We start from the raw sequence: 13690 nt of genomic DNA, 5'->3' as shown, positions 1-13690 counted from the left end.
ACCAGCTGGAAATCGTCACCGCATCCTGCGTTCGACGTCGCCGGCGGCGCGTGCGGCCCTCGACAGCAGAAAGGACTTGACGGTGTCGCGGCAGGATATGAGCAGCCATCGGCGCGCTGCGGCGGCCAAGTTCAAGCGCCCCTCTTCGCTACTCCCAACTCGCTATTCGCCAGAGCCTCACCGCCGTCCGGTGGCGGCTGGCGGGGGTGCCGGCTGCGAGGCCTGCGCGTTGCTCGGGCTGGCGTTGCTGGCGCCGAACAGGACGCGGGTCGGATTGCGGTCGAAATTGTTCACGGCGCGGCTGATGTCCGAGAGGGTTCGCCGCCCGTCGGCCATCAGCGCCCCCGAGCGCTTGTCGAAATCCTCGGCGAGCTCGCGGATCGACTTCACGGTCAGAAACAGCTCGCCCCCGTCCTTGCCGCCGGCCAGCGAGTTGAGGCCGAGCATCAAGGTGTCGGCCTTGCCCATGATGCCGTCGACGCGGGACATCACGCCATCGATCCGCTCGGAGTTGCGCGCCAGCGACTGGGTGAAGACCTCGAGGTTCTTGATCGAGTTCTTCACCGCGTCCTGATTGTCGGCCACCACCTTGTTGATGTTCTGCAGGGTGGCGCGGATCGCCTCGGTGACGTCCTGCAGGCGGGTCGGATCGGCGCGCAGCAGCGGGACACCGTCCTCGTCGAGCGGCGGCGGCGGCGCGGCCTCCTCGCCGCCCTTCAGCGAGATCGCGGCGACGCCGGTGAGGCCCTGGAATTCGAGCCCGACCAGGGTGTCCTTGCGGATCGGCGCATTGTTCTCGACCATCGCCAGTGCCACGACGCGGCGCGGATTGTCGAGCTTGACCGAGATGACCTCGCCGACCCGGATACCATTGAAATTGACGCTGCCGCCGTTGCGCAGACCCGCGGCCGGCCCCTCGAACACGACCCGCAACGGGCTGCGCTGCTTGGTCGTGTGCAGGCTCTGGAACCAGAGGACGAATCCCACCGCCGCGGCGAGCACCGCCAGCGTGAACGATCCGATCAGGACGTAATTCGCCCGCGTTTCCATTACCAACTCCGGTACCGGCACGTCGCGGCGGAGATCCCAGCCCCCGCTTCCGTGCGCTCTCGGTTGGCGCCGGACCGCGGCACCCACCCCATCAGCTTTGTCGCAGGAGTCCCCACTCCCGCTCACAAAAATAGTCGCCCCGGAGGGCGCTTCATTCTACCCCATCACGGCGCGGGCACGTTTGCCGTGGAAATACTGCCGGAGCCACGGATGCTCCGAAGCCTGCATGTCGGCCATCGATCCCGCGGCAATAATCTTGCCGTTGCCAAGCACGGCGATGCGGTCGCACGCCGTGTACAGGCTGTCGAGATCATGGGTTACCATGAAAACCGTCAGTCCCAAAGTGCGCTGCAGGGTGCGGACCAACTCGTCGAAATCGCCGGCGCCGATCGGGTCGAGGCCGGAGGTCGGCTCGTCGAGGAACACCAGTTCCGGGTCGAGCGCGAGCGCGCGCGCCAGCGCGACGCGCTTGATCATGCCGCCGGACAGCTCGCTCGGGAAACGATCCGCAACATCGGGCCGCAATCCGACCATCACCAGCTTGGCGACCATGATCTCGTCGAGCAGCCGCTGCGAGACCTTGAGATACTCCCGCACCGGAAACTGGATGTTCTGCCGCACCGTGAGCGAGGAGAACAACGCGCCCTGCTGGAACAGCACGCCCCAGCGCCGCTCGACAGCGCGGCGGCCCGTACGATCGGCGGCATCGAGATCGACGCCGAACACTTCGATATTGCCCGACAGCTTCGGCACGAGACCGATGATGGTGCGCGTCAGCACCGACTTGCCGGCACCGGACGGTCCGACGAAGCCGAGGATCTCGCCGCGCTTGACGTCGAGGTCCAGCCCGTCGAGCACGCGCGTCTTGCCGAACTGCACGGTGACGTCGCGGACGCGGATGATCGGATCGGACACCGCCTGCGTCATCTCATCTCACATCCCGACCGCTGCGAAGAAGATCGCAAACACGCCGTCCATGACGATGACGAAGAAGATCCCCTTCACGACCGACGAGGTGGTGTGGCGCCCGAGCGATTCCGCACTGCCCAGCACGGCCAGGCCCTCGACGCAGGCGACGATCCCGATCACGGCCGCCATCACCGGCGCCTTGAGCAGGCCGACCGTGAAATGATCGATCGAGATCGCATCGCGCAAGCGCAGCAGGAACGCTTCGGGATCGACACCGCCGTAGAACCACGCCACCAGGCCGCCGCCGTAGAGTGCGGCGATGTCGCCGAGAAAGGCCAGGATCGGCAGCGCAATGACCAGCGCCAGCATCCGCGGCAGGATCAGAACCTCGATCGGATCGAAGCCCATGGTGCGCAGCGCATCGATCTCCTCGCGCATCTTCATCGAGCCGAGCTCGGCCGTGTAGGCGCTGCCCGATCGGCCGGCGATCATGATCGCGACCAGCAGTACGCCGATCTCGCGCAGCACCAGCACGCCCAGCATGTCGACGACGAAGATGTCGGCGCCGAACCTTCGGAAATGAAAGATGCCCTGCTGGGCGATGATGCAGCCGATCAGGAAGGTGATCAGCACGATGATCGGTACCGCGCGCCAGCACACCTGCTCGAGATGATGGATGGTCGAGGTCAGGCGGAAGCTGCGGGGATGGATGAGCACGCGGCCACTGGCGACGATGACCGCGCCAAGCATGTCGATCAACGCGGCGACCGTTCCGAAGATGCCGGCGACGCTGCGGCCGATCTGGCTCAGCATGCCGGTGATGGTCACGCTCGTCGCATCGCCATCGGCCGCGACACTGACCCGGCGAACTTCGTCGACCAGGCTGGCGTAGTTCGCCGACAGGCCGTCGATCCTCGCCTCCGCGGTTCCCGTCGTGAAGCTGCGGCGCAGCCGCTCGATCAGCCAGGCGCCGAACGTATCGAGTTTGGACACCTGCGACACGTCGATGGAGACATCGACCTTCTTGCCGGCGAGCTTCTCGGCGTCGGCGACCAGCCGCTCGAGCGACGGCGCAAACGGCGCGGTCCAGGCACCGGTCGCACGCAGCGACAGCACGTTGCCCTCACCGCTGCGCTGCAGATCGGGGCCGCCCTTCACGACGACCATCCGCGGAGCTGCGGATATCCGCTCCTTGACGAGAAAAATCCCACCGCGTCGCCACCACCTTGCCGGAGACCCCCATCAACAGCCATAGTCGGTCACCTCGCGCAAGTCCCCAGCGTCTCATTCCAGTTCACAAATCGCCAGACTTTCAAATGACTTCCAACGGTTTTCCAATACTGGACGCCCATATCGGCCACTGGCCGATCGCCGGCAGCTTCACGATCAGCCGCGGCGCCAAGACCGAAGCCGTCACGGTGATCGCGGAGCTGCGATACGGGACGATCGTCGGCCGCGGCGAATGCGTGCCGTATCCGCGCTATGGCGAAACGCCCGAGGCAGCGTTGAACGCCCTGCTCGCCATGCGCGATGCCATCGCCACCGGCCTCGATCGCGACGCCCTGCAGACGGCGATGCCGCCCGGCGCGGCGCGCAATGCGCTGGATTGCGCCCTGCTCGACCTGGAGGCCAAGCGCAGCGGCCGCCGTATCTGGGACCTGCTCGGGCGCCGCGCACCGGAGCCGTGCGTGACGGCCTACACGATCTCGCTCAGTTCGCCGGACATCATGGCCAAGGCGGCCGCCAAGGCCGCGCACCGGCCCCTGCTCAAGATCAAGCTCGGCGGCGACGGCGATCCGGCGCGGCTCGCAGCCGTGCGTGCGGCAGCGCCCCAGTCGCAATTCATCGTCGATGCCAATGAATCCTGGACCGAGGCCAATCTCGAGGCCAATCTCGCGGCATGCGCCGCCGCCGGTGTCACCCTGGTCGAGCAGCCGCTTCCGGCCGGAAAGGACGAGGTGCTTGCAAGCATCGCGCGCCCGCTCGCGGTGTGTGCCGACGAGAGCGTGCACGACCGCAATTCGCTCGATGCGCTGCGCGGACGCTATGACGCCGTCAACATCAAACTCGACAAGACCGGCGGCCTGACGGAGGCGCTCGCCATTGCCGATGCCGCGCTCGCGATGGGCTTCGACATCATGGTTGGCTGCATGGTGGGGACGTCGCTCTCGATGGCGCCAGCCATGCTGCTGACGTCACTTGCCCGCTATGTCGACCTGGACGGTCCGCTGCTGCTGGCCGAGGATTGCGCGCACGGCCTGCACTACGAGGACAGCCTGGTCTATCCGCCCGATCAGGCGTTGTGGGGCTGACGCGCCAGGCTCTGACGCGCGAGCCACATCAGCACGCCGCCAGCGCCGGCCATGCCGGCCATCACGTAGTAGACCCCCGGCCCATAGGCCGCATAGACCGGACCCGACAGGACCGATGCCGCCGAGCCGACGACACCGCTGGCGGCGGCGTAATAGCCCTGCCCCCGTGCCGTGAGGTTGGGCGGCACCTGCCGGACCAGAAGCCCCATCGTGCCGACCAGTGTGAGCCCAAAGGTGAAGCCGTGGCTGATCTGGACCGCGGCGAGGCCGAGCGCGTGCGGCTCCTGGGCCGTGAGGATCCAGCGCAGCACGGCGGCCACCGCGCCGATCGCGACCAGGCTGGCCGGCGCCATCGTGAACCGCGGCGAGAGTGCAAACACCAGGATTTCCGCCAGCACGCCCATGGTCCAGAGCCAGGCGATGGTCAGCCCGCTGAGCCCCTGCGTCGTCCATTCGATCGCAGAGAACGTGTAGTAGGCGGCATGGCTGCCCTGGATCAGCGCCGAGGATGCGATGATGCAGAGGAAGCGCCCGCTGCCGAGCAGGCTCCGCCCGTTCGGAACTGGACCCGTGCTGCGCGGCAACGGCGGCAGCGGCTGGAGCAGAAGGCTGCTTGCCGCACCGCATAGCGCCACCGAGACGATGATCCAGATCAGCTCAGTTGCCGGGACGACGTCGGCCAATCCGCCGCACAGCAGCGTGCCGACGATGAATGCCGCAGATCCCCAGAGCCGCAGGCGGCCGTAGTTCAAGCCGTAGCTCAGGACACCGCGCAGCGCGTAGGCATCGGTCAGCGGCACGACCGGCGTCCACAGGCTGCAGATCGCGACATACACTGAAAATACCAGCCAGGGTTGGTGCTGAAAGCCGAGCACCGCAAAGCCCGTGGCTGTCGCGAAGGTAGTCAGCCGCATCACGGACCGGAGCGCCTGCCGGTGCTCGGCCAGCGCAGTGATCATCGGCAGGACGGTGAAGCGTGTCACGGCGGGAACCGCGATGATGACGCCGATCCAGGACGCGTCCAACCCGATCGCCCGTAGCCACACGGGAAAAAACGGCAGATGCGTACCCGACAGCGCGAACACCGCGCCATAAAACAGCCCCAGCCGACCCGCGAATCGGCGCGACAATACCGGCGATGTGGTGGAGATTTGTCGGGACAGTGGCATCAATTCAATTGCGATTCGGCCGAGATCATGGTGATCGTTATGCCAACGCGCAGCAATGTGCGCGATAGGTTTGCCATGGTCGATGAAGTCTTCGCCCTCTCGCCGATATCCGCCCGTGCGGCTCAGCCGAACGAGACCGATTACGAGGCGATCCGCGACGCCTTCATGGAGACGTCGCGGGGCCGCTGGTTCCTCGGCGAATACGCCAAGCGCAACCGCAATGCCGACACCAGCATGGTGCTCGACGCCGTGGCGCGCATCGAGCATGCGCTGGCCTCGCAGCGTCAGCAGCAGCAGGAGTTCGAGCAGGCCGACAGCAAGGCGCTGCCGGAAGCATTGGCCGCGATCCGCGCCACCGTCGAAGACGCCGCATTGGCCGCGGCCTCTGCGGTCGACAGCATGGCCCTCGAGCAGAACCTGGCGCCGGTGCGCAAAGGCATCCGGATCATCAAGGAGATTTCCTGGCGCTGGCGCGAGATCGGCGCCGATTCCCGGATCTGCGACCTGATCGATTCGCAGGTGACGTCGATCGAGGCCGCCTGCGACCAGCTTGCGAGCGCCGACCCCAAGGTCGCGCTGCTTGCGGCGTTCGAGATCATCAAGACACGACTGAAGGAGCTCGACGACGGGCAAGCGACGGTCCTGCCGACGGCCGATGAGAGGGTGGCCGCAGCCGAGGCCGCCGCACCGCCATCGCAAGATCAAGATATCGCGTCGTCCCCGGCTACGGAGGCGCCAGCATCGGCGCAGCGCGAGATTGTCCGGGAGCCGCAGCACGCACCCGAGCCGGCGGCGGCGGCCCAGCCGGCGCCTGCCGCGAACACGCCGCTCATGGCCGCCGTAGCCGCGATCGAGACGATTGCAACGCCTTCCGCTGCAACCACCGTGCTGGTGGCAACCGCAACCGTCGAGGTCCAGGTCGCCACTCAGGCCGCGACCGTGGCACAGCCCGCCGATGCGATCGCGTTGCCCGCGATTGCGGCCGAGCCCTCGATCGCCGAAGCCCTGGTTGCGATCGAGCAGCACGCCGCGAACGTCGAGGACGCGGCAGCCGCAGAGGCGCAGGACGAGGCCATCCTGGAGTTGGTCGCAGCCGAAATGGGCGCCCCCGATCCGATCGAGGACGAGGAGTTCAGCCGGGCCCGCACGCTCGGCTTCGACATCGAGGAGCCGACCTCGGTCGATGACGACATCATTGCCAGCTTCAGCGAGCCGGCGCCTGCGGAGCCCGAGTCGGCACCCTCGGAGCCCGAGCCCGTGCTGACCAAGACAGAAGCGCTGGTTGCCAAGCCAGCGGCTCCGCCGGCGTTGGCTCCGCCGGCAGCCCCGGCTGCCGTCGCCAGTGTGCCCATGCCGGCGCCACTTCCTGAGTCCATCGCGATCGAAACTCTGGCGGCCGTGGCCGCAGCCATGGCTCCTCAAGCGCCCGCTGCACCTCCCCAAGCGGAGATCGCGCCGAGCCGGCCGGTCCAGACGACAGCTGCAACGCCTCCGAGCACGACGGCATATGCGATGCCGAAGCCGGCCTACGAGCCGTCGCTGGGATCGACCCTGCTGTCGAACGGTCTCCTGCAGCGCCCGCAGGTGCCGGCCAACGATCCGCTGTCACCGATCCGGCGCATGAGCCAGCCCGAGAAGATCGCGTTCTTCTCCTGAGAGCGAATGCTCGGGACTGAGCGGAGTTCGTCGCCTCCGTCGTTGAAGCCAGATCAGCATCCTGCGGAGGTGACGCGGGTCACTTACGTCTGTCGACGATCCGCCTAGCCTGATCCTCAAGCCATCCGCTTTGCGTATGCTCGAGGAGAACGCCGTGTCCGTTCCGCTATTCCGCGCTCACAGATCCGTCTGGACATCCCTGCTGACGTCCGCGCTGCTGGGCTTGATGGCCTGTGTCGGCCCAAGCTCGGCCTTTGCGGCCGGAAGCGAGCTCGACAGCCTGCAGACGCCGCCGCGCGCGCTCGCTGCGCCGCCTTCGGTCGCAGCAGACAGCAGCCTAGCCGCACCTGCTCCAGCGCAGGGGCCGGAGCCGCGCGTTGCGCTCGTGATCGGCAATGCGAGCTATCAGAATGCGCCGCCGCTGGAGAATCCCGACAACGATGCCCATGCCGTTGCCAAGCTGCTGAACTCGGCCGGCTTCGAGGTGATCACGGCGACCGATCTGACACAGAACGAGATGCTCAAGGTGGTGCAGGATTTTTCCAGCCGGGTCGCGGCACACGGGCCGAACGCCGTGGCGATGGTGTACTACGCCGGCCACGGTGTGCAGCTCGCGGGCGAGAACTACCTGATTCCGATCGATGCCCGCATCTCCGCGCCTTCCGATCTCATGACCAGCACGGTCCGGCTGGTCGACCTGATGGCCACGCTCGATGCCATTCCGAGCCGGATGCGGATCGTCGTGCTCGACGCCTGCCGCAACAATCCGTTCCCTTCGATCAACGATGCCGGACGCGGGCTGGCGATTGTCGACGCGCCGAACGGCTCGATCGTCGGCTATTCGACCTCGCCCGGCGAGGAGGCGCTCGACGGCCGTGGCGAGCACAGTCCCTATACGCAGGCGTTCCTGAATCTCGCGCGGCAGCCGAACATGCCGATCGAGCAGTTGTTCAAGCGCGTTCGCCTGCAGGTGAACCAGACGACGGATGGACGGCAGACGCCGTGGGAGAGCTCATCGCTGACCAGCGATTTCACCTTCTTCGGCGATACGCTGGTGGCCGCAGCACGGCCGGCCGACAATGCGCCGGTGATCCAGATGGCGGCCAACCTGCCGAGCCGCTCGGTGCGGCAGGCCTATGACTACGTGCTGTCCGAGAACCGTCCGCAATATTATCGCGAGTTCATCGAGATGTACCCGCGCGATCCGCTCGCCGACCGCATCCGTGCGCTGCTCGCGGGCCTGGTGCAGGCGGCCGCGTGGCACCAGACGGTTCTGGCGAACTCGCCAGCCGCCTATAAGAGCTTCAGCGAATCCTATGCCGACAGTCCCTATGCTCCGGTTGCGCTCCGGCTGCAGAGTCAGCCGCGACCGATCCCGGTGCTGCAGCCGAGCCGGCTGATGATTCCGCCGCAGATGAGGCCGATCGTGCGTCCGCTCAATCTCGGTGATCAGATGCAGGGCCGTCCTGGCCCGCTGTCGAAGCCGCCGACCGGCAACCAGCCGCTCCCGCCGGCGGTCCTCACCAAAGGCAATCCCGCCAACACCACCGCCCCGAACAAGATCCTCGACGCACGGCCGCTGGGTCAGACCAAAATCGGCGACAAGATCGTGCCGCGCCTGGATCCGCCTGCGGCCGCCAAGATCCAGCGCGATCCGTTGAAGCGCACGCCTGGCAGACCGTTCGACAGCCGCGAAGTGCGTCGTCCTTTGCCTGGCAATTCCGGAGCGTTCAAGCCGAACTTCAACGCGTCCCGCCCGTCACTCGCACGAGGGCCGATGCGCGGTCCCGGCACGCCGCATCTCGCGCAGTCCGGACCTCGGTTCGGTGGCGGCGGATCCGGGCGGGGCGGCCTCGGCTTCCGCTGAGGCTTTCACCTCAGGCGATCAGCTGGGCGTATAGATCGGCATCGACATTGCCGCCGGAGAGCACGATCACCACCGTCTTGCCGGCCACATCCAGCCGGCCTGCCAGCAATGCCGCAAGCCCGACCGAACCGCCGGGCTCGACCACGAGCTTCAGCTCCCGGAAGGCAAAGCCGACCGCGCGGCCCACCTCCTCGTCCGAGGCCTCGATCGCAGCCGACAGCAGCTGGCTGTTGATGGCGAAGGTGATCTCGCCGGGGATCGCGGCCATCAGCGCGTCGCAGATCGTGCGTCCCTTGGCATCATGGGCCTCGCGGTGGCCGGCACGGAGCGAGCGCGCATGGTCATCGAAACCCTTCGGCTCGGCCACCACCATTTGCGTGCCCGGAAAACGCGCCTTCACCGCGGTGGAGACGCCAGCGAGCAGCCCGCCGCCGGAGGCAGGCACGATCACGAGGTCGGGCGAGAGACCGAGCGTTGACAGGTCCTCGGCGATCTCACGGCCGACCGTCCCCTGCCCCGCGATGACGTAGGGATCGTCGTAGGGCGGCACCACGGTCGAACCCCGCTTGCCTGCAATGTCGCGCGCGATCGCCTCACGGTCCTCGCGGTCGCGATCGTAGAGCACGACATCCGCGCCGAACGCCTTGGTGCGCTCGCGCTTGGCAACCGGCGCATCCGACGGCATCACGATCGTGGCGTGCATGCCGAACAGCTGCGCGGCATGGGCCACGCCTTGCGCGTGATTGCCGGACGAGAACGCAACGACACCGGCGGCGCGCGCGCTCTCCGGGATCGACGCCAGCTTGTTGTAGGCGCCGCGGAACTTGAATGAGCCGGTCCGCTGCAGCACTTCAGGCTTCACGAATACGTTGGCGCCAAGGCGCTCGCTGAGCACGGGAGCCGGCAGCAGCGGTGTCCGCACCGCGACGGGCGCGAGAACACGGGCCGCCGCATCGATGTCGGCGACGGTGACGGGCAGGATCGGAGCATGAGCTGTCATGCCCCTATTTTACCGCGCGGGATCGCCGCGAGGCAAGGGAGCCGCTCTGAACGGCCTCAGGCGGCGCGGGCCGCCAGCTGCGGAACCGGCGCGGGCTCGCGCTGCGGATCGGTCCAGGTGAGGATCTCGAAACGGCCGTCCTCGTGCTCGACCAGGGCCGTGCAGCTCTCGACCCAGTCGCCGCAATTCATGTAGCGGATGCCGTCCTGGTCGCGGATGACGGCGCAATGGATGTGGCCGCAGATCACACCGTCAGCGCCATGCCGGCGCGCCTCGGAGGCCAGCGCGGTCTCGAACGCACCGATGTAGTTCACGGCATTCTTGACCTTCTGTTTGGCCCATTGCGACAGCGACCAATAGGGTACGCCGAACATGCGGCGGAAGAAGTTGACCAGACGGTTCATCTGGATCGCGAAATCATAGGCCTTGTCGCCGAGATGGGCGAGCCAGCGCGCGTTCTGCACGACCAGGTCGAAGATGTCGCCGTGGATGACCAGATAGCGTTTGCCGTCGGCGCCGGTGTGCACGATGTTCTCGACGACGTCGATGCCGCCGAAATGCGTGCCGTAATAGCCGCGCAGGAACTCGTCGTGATTGCCGGGGACATAGACGATCTTGGCGCCCTTGCGCGCCTTGCGCAGCATCTTCTGCACCAGGTCGTTATGCGACTGCGGCCAGTGCCAGCTCGATTTGAGCGCCCAGCCGTCGATGATGTCGCCGACCAGATAGATCGTATCGGCATCATGGTGGCGCAGGAAATCGACGAGGAGATTGGCCTGCGAGCCGCGGGCTCCGAGATGAACGTCGGAGATGAACAACGTCCGAAAGCGCCGAGCCGGGCTTTCTTCACCAGCAGTCTCAAGTCCCATGCGCGCCCACCTAACAGTCCCTGATGACACTGCGATGACGAACGGCCGCACCGGCAGAACCCATCCTGCCGGACCGCTACCGGACACCGTTCGTTCGACGACTCGCGATGTCCCTCGTCACTGCTCCGCGATACCAGCGGGGTACGACAATCAGGCGACAGGCCGGCGGCGCCAACAGGGAAACTCGGCCTCCTACCTGGGCACGGTCACGACGCGCAGATTGTTGGTGGTGCCGGCCTGCGCGAACGGGATGCCGGCGACGACGACGAGCAGGTCGCCACTCTGCGCAAACTCCTCCTGGACTGCGAAGAACGTCGCACGCTCGACCATCTCCTCGTAGCTCTTGATGTCCTGGGTCAGAACGCTGTGCGCGCCCCACAGCAGGCACATCCGCCGCGAGGTGTCCTCGTTTGGCGTGATCGCCAGGATCGGCAGGCTCGGCCGCTTGCGCGCAACGCGCGAGGCCGAGGTGCCGCTCGACGTATAGGCCACGATCGCCCTGGCGTGGATCGCCGAGGCGAGATCGGCCGCGGCGGTCGCCACCGCATGCGGCGCCGTCTGCTCCTCGCCCGGCTGCGTCGCCTCGACGATCGAGCGATACATCTTGTGGCTCTCGGTGCTCTTGATGATGCTGTCCATCATCGCCACCGCCTCGCGCGGAAATTGGCCGCTGGCCGATTCCGCAGACAGCATCACCGCGTCAGCGCCATCATAGATCGCAGTCGCCACGTCAGAGACCTCGGCGCGCGTCGGCGTCGGCGTCGCCACCATCGAATCCAGCATCTGCGTCGCGACGATCACCGGCTTCACCGCGAGCCGGCAGGCGCGCACCAGCTCCTTCTGCTTGCCCGGCACGTCCTCATTCGGAATCTCGACGCCGAGATCGCCGCGGGCGACCATGATCGCGTCCGACAGCTGGATGATGTCGTCGATCCGCTCCAGCGCCGCCGGCTTCTCAATCTTGGACATGATGCCGGCACGGCCGTTGATCAGTCCCCTCGCCTCCAGCACGTCGGACGGCTTCTGCACGAAGGACAGCGCCACCCAGTCGACGCCGAGGTTGAGCCCAAAGGCAAGATCAGAGCGGTCCTTGGCCGTCAGCGGCGACAGCTCCAGAATCGTGCCGGGCAGATTGACGCCCTTGTGATTGGAGATCGCGCCGGCGACGATGACCTTGGCCTCCATCCAGTCGTCGCCTAGGCCGGTGACGCGGACACGGACGCGGCCGTCATCGATCAGAAGATCGTGACCGGGCGCGACCGCCGCAAAGATCTCGGGATGCGGCAACGGGATCGCCGACTTGTCGCCCTCTGTCCCATTCAGCACGAAACGGATGGTATCGCCGGCATCGACCTGGATCTTCTTCTCACGCAAGGTGCCGACGCGAATCTTGGGCCCCTGCAGATCCATCAGGATGCCGATCGGCCGCTGCACTTCCTTCTCGAGCGCGCGGATCGCGGCGTGCACCTTGGCGTGATCGGCCTGCGTGCCATGGCTGAAATTGAGACGAAAGGTGTCGACACCGGCGAGGAACAGCGCCTTCAGCATCTCGGGAGAATTGCTCGCGGGACCGACAGTCGCGACGATCTTGGCTCGACGGTGACGACGCATGATGTGTCCTTTCTCCTTAAGCCCGTGTCTCGCGTCTTGATGACACGCATGTGATTGGCATGCGCGGACGCAGCGGAAGCGCTGTATACGCCCCGCAGCGTTCATTGCAAGCGCGATACGGAGCACGCCAAGATTGTAGGGGAGAAAGGCACCCCTCAAACGTTGGAGCCGTGGATCGCGTCGATGACCGCGTCGGTCACCTCCTTGGTCGTCGCCTTGCCGCCCACATCGGGGGTTAGGATGCCGGCCGCGCAGACCTTCTCGACCGCCGCCATGAGCCTGACGGCAGCGTCCTTTTCGCCGAGATGCTCCAGCATCTGCGCGCCGGTCCAGAACGTCGCCACCGGATTGGCGATGCCCTTGCCGGTGATGTCGAACGCCGAGCCGTGGATCGGCTCGAACATCGAGGGAAAGCGCCGCTCCGGATCGATGTTGCCGGTCGGCGCGACACCGAGGCTGCCGGCGAGCGCACCGGCGAGATCGGACAGGATGTCGGCGTGCAGGTTGGTCGCGACGATGGTGTCGAGGCTCTTCGGCTGCAACGTCATGCGCACCGTCATCGCATCAACCAGCATCTTGTCCCAGGTCACATCGGGGAATTCGCGCGCGACTTCCGCGGCGATCTCGTCCCACATCACCATGCCATGGCGCTGCGCGTTCGACTTGGTGACGACGGTGAGGAACTTGCGCGGCCGCGATTGCGCGAGCTTGAACGCGTAGCGCATGATGCGGGTGACGCCGACGCGGGTGAAGACCGCAACCTCCGTTCCGACCTCTTCCGGCAGGCCCCGATGCGCGCGGCCACCCATGCCGGCATATTCGCCTTCGGAGTTCTCGCGCACGATCACCCAGTCGAGATCGCCGACGCCGACATTGCGCAACGGCGAGGCCACGCCGGGCAGGATCTTGGTCGGGCGCACATTGGCGTACTGATCAAACCCCTGGCAGATCGGCAGGCGCAGGCCCCACAGCGTGATGTGATCAGGCACGTCGGGTGCGCCAACCGCGCCGAAATAGATGGCGTCGAATGTCTTCAGCTCGGCGAGGCCGTCGGCCGGCATCATCACGCCGTGCTTCTTGTAGTAGTCCGAGCCCCAGTCGAAGGTCTTGACGTTGAAGCTGATGTCGCCCGAGCGCTTGGCCAGCGCCTCGAGCACACGGACGCCAGCGGAGATGACCTCGGGGCCGATGCCGTCGGCGGGAATGGCGGCGATGGAATGGGTACGCATGAAAGGAGCTCCGTGTCA

The 13690-nt window shown here is 66.5% G+C and carries 11 protein-coding genes; 3 read left to right on the top strand and 8 right to left on the bottom strand.

What is annotated here, in order from left to right:
- Positions 1 to 177 precede the first annotated feature (177 nt).
- From S58_RS12735 to S58_RS12725, 3 genes are all read right to left on the bottom strand, one after another.
- Entirely contained in the window at positions 178 to 1050 is an 873-nt protein-coding gene (locus tag S58_RS12735) for an MlaD family protein (protein WP_015665729.1), read from the bottom strand.
- A 156-nt stretch (positions 1051 to 1206) separates the two neighbouring features.
- Complete coding sequence (locus S58_RS12730) at positions 1207 to 1977, bottom strand: ABC transporter ATP-binding protein (protein WP_015665728.1); 771 nt, start codon at positions 1975 to 1977, stop codon at positions 1207 to 1209.
- A gap of 6 nt (positions 1978 to 1983) precedes the next feature.
- Positions 1984 to 3117: an MlaE family ABC transporter permease gene (locus tag S58_RS12725; protein ID WP_042340717.1), complete on the bottom strand. Its 1134-nt coding sequence runs from the start codon at positions 3115 to 3117 to the stop codon at positions 1984 to 1986.
- Between the two features lie 158 nt (positions 3118 to 3275).
- Between S58_RS12725 and dgcA the strand changes: the two genes are divergently transcribed.
- Positions 3276 to 4271: an N-acetyl-D-Glu racemase DgcA gene (gene dgcA, locus S58_RS12720; RefSeq protein ID WP_015665726.1), complete on the top strand. Its 996-nt coding sequence runs from the start codon at positions 3276 to 3278 to the stop codon at positions 4269 to 4271.
- On the opposite strand, the gene S58_RS12715 is transcribed toward dgcA, so the two are convergent.
- Positions 4253 to 5440: an MFS transporter gene (locus S58_RS12715; protein ID WP_042339341.1), complete on the bottom strand. Its 1188-nt coding sequence runs from the start codon at positions 5438 to 5440 to the stop codon at positions 4253 to 4255. The genes dgcA and S58_RS12715 overlap by 19 nt on opposite strands.
- A gap of 75 nt (positions 5441 to 5515) precedes the next feature.
- On the opposite strand from S58_RS12715, the gene S58_RS12710 reads away from it, so the two are divergent.
- The gene (locus tag S58_RS12710) at positions 5516 to 7096 is read left to right on the top strand and encodes a hypothetical protein (protein ID WP_042340716.1); all 1581 of its coding nucleotides are present in this window, start codon (positions 5516 to 5518) and stop codon (positions 7094 to 7096) included.
- A gap of 154 nt (positions 7097 to 7250) precedes the next feature.
- On the top strand, positions 7251 to 8963 hold the full coding sequence (locus S58_RS12705) for a caspase family protein (RefSeq protein WP_015665723.1): 1713 nt from the start codon (positions 7251 to 7253) through the stop codon (positions 8961 to 8963).
- Positions 8964 to 8973: 10 nt separating this feature from the next.
- Here S58_RS12705 and S58_RS12700 read toward each other — a convergent pair whose 3' ends face one another.
- The 4 genes from S58_RS12700 to S58_RS12685 all read right to left on the bottom strand — a co-directional run bounded on the left by S58_RS12700 (position 8974) and on the right by S58_RS12685 (position 13672).
- Positions 8974 to 9963 carry a threonine ammonia-lyase gene (locus S58_RS12700; protein WP_015665722.1) on the bottom strand — a complete coding sequence of 330 codons (990 nt, stop codon included), beginning with the start codon at positions 9961 to 9963 and terminating at the stop codon, positions 8974 to 8976.
- A gap of 56 nt (positions 9964 to 10019) precedes the next feature.
- Positions 10020 to 10832: a UDP-2,3-diacylglucosamine diphosphatase gene (locus S58_RS12695; RefSeq protein WP_042339337.1), complete on the bottom strand. Its 813-nt coding sequence runs from the start codon at positions 10830 to 10832 to the stop codon at positions 10020 to 10022.
- A gap of 192 nt (positions 10833 to 11024) precedes the next feature.
- Positions 11025 to 12443 carry a pyruvate kinase gene (gene pyk / locus S58_RS12690; RefSeq protein ID WP_015665720.1) on the bottom strand — a complete coding sequence of 473 codons (1419 nt, stop codon included), beginning with the start codon at positions 12441 to 12443 and terminating at the stop codon, positions 11025 to 11027.
- A gap of 155 nt (positions 12444 to 12598) precedes the next feature.
- Positions 12599 to 13672 carry a tartrate dehydrogenase gene (locus tag S58_RS12685; RefSeq protein WP_015665719.1) on the bottom strand — a complete coding sequence of 358 codons (1074 nt, stop codon included), beginning with the start codon at positions 13670 to 13672 and terminating at the stop codon, positions 12599 to 12601.
- Positions 13673 to 13690 lie beyond the last annotated feature (18 nt).

Origin of the sequence: Bradyrhizobium oligotrophicum S58, from assembly GCF_000344805.1 — a bacterium.
GTDB classification, from domain to species: domain Bacteria; phylum Pseudomonadota; class Alphaproteobacteria; order Rhizobiales; family Xanthobacteraceae; genus Bradyrhizobium; species Bradyrhizobium oligotrophicum.
This window is presented reverse-complemented; position numbering and strand designations above follow the sequence as displayed.

Bases quoted from the DNA above. Each gene is read 5' to 3' on its own strand.
- S58_RS12735 (WP_015665729.1), bottom strand. From the start codon at position 1,050: ATGGAAACGCGGGCGAATTACGTCCTGATCGGATCGTTCACGCTGGCG.
- S58_RS12730 (WP_015665728.1), bottom strand. From the start codon at position 1,977: ATGACGCAGGCGGTGTCCGATCCGATCATCCGCGTCCGCGACGTCACC.
- dgcA (WP_015665726.1), top strand. From the start codon at position 3,276: ATGACTTCCAACGGTTTTCCAATACTGGACGCCCATATCGGCCACTGG.
- S58_RS12715 (WP_042339341.1), bottom strand. From the start codon at position 5,440: ATGCCACTGTCCCGACAAATCTCCACCACATCGCCGGTATTGTCGCGC.
- S58_RS12710 (WP_042340716.1), top strand. From the start codon at position 5,516: ATGGTCGATGAAGTCTTCGCCCTCTCGCCGATATCCGCCCGTGCGGCT.
- S58_RS12700 (WP_015665722.1), bottom strand. From the start codon at position 9,963: ATGACAGCTCATGCTCCGATCCTGCCCGTCACCGTCGCCGACATCGAT.
- S58_RS12695 (WP_042339337.1), bottom strand. From the start codon at position 10,832: ATGGGACTTGAGACTGCTGGTGAAGAAAGCCCGGCTCGGCGCTTTCGG.
- pyk (WP_015665720.1), bottom strand. From the start codon at position 12,443: ATGCGTCGTCACCGTCGAGCCAAGATCGTCGCGACTGTCGGTCCCGCG.
- S58_RS12685 (WP_015665719.1), bottom strand. From the start codon at position 13,672: ATGCGTACCCATTCCATCGCCGCCATTCCCGCCGACGGCATCGGCCCC.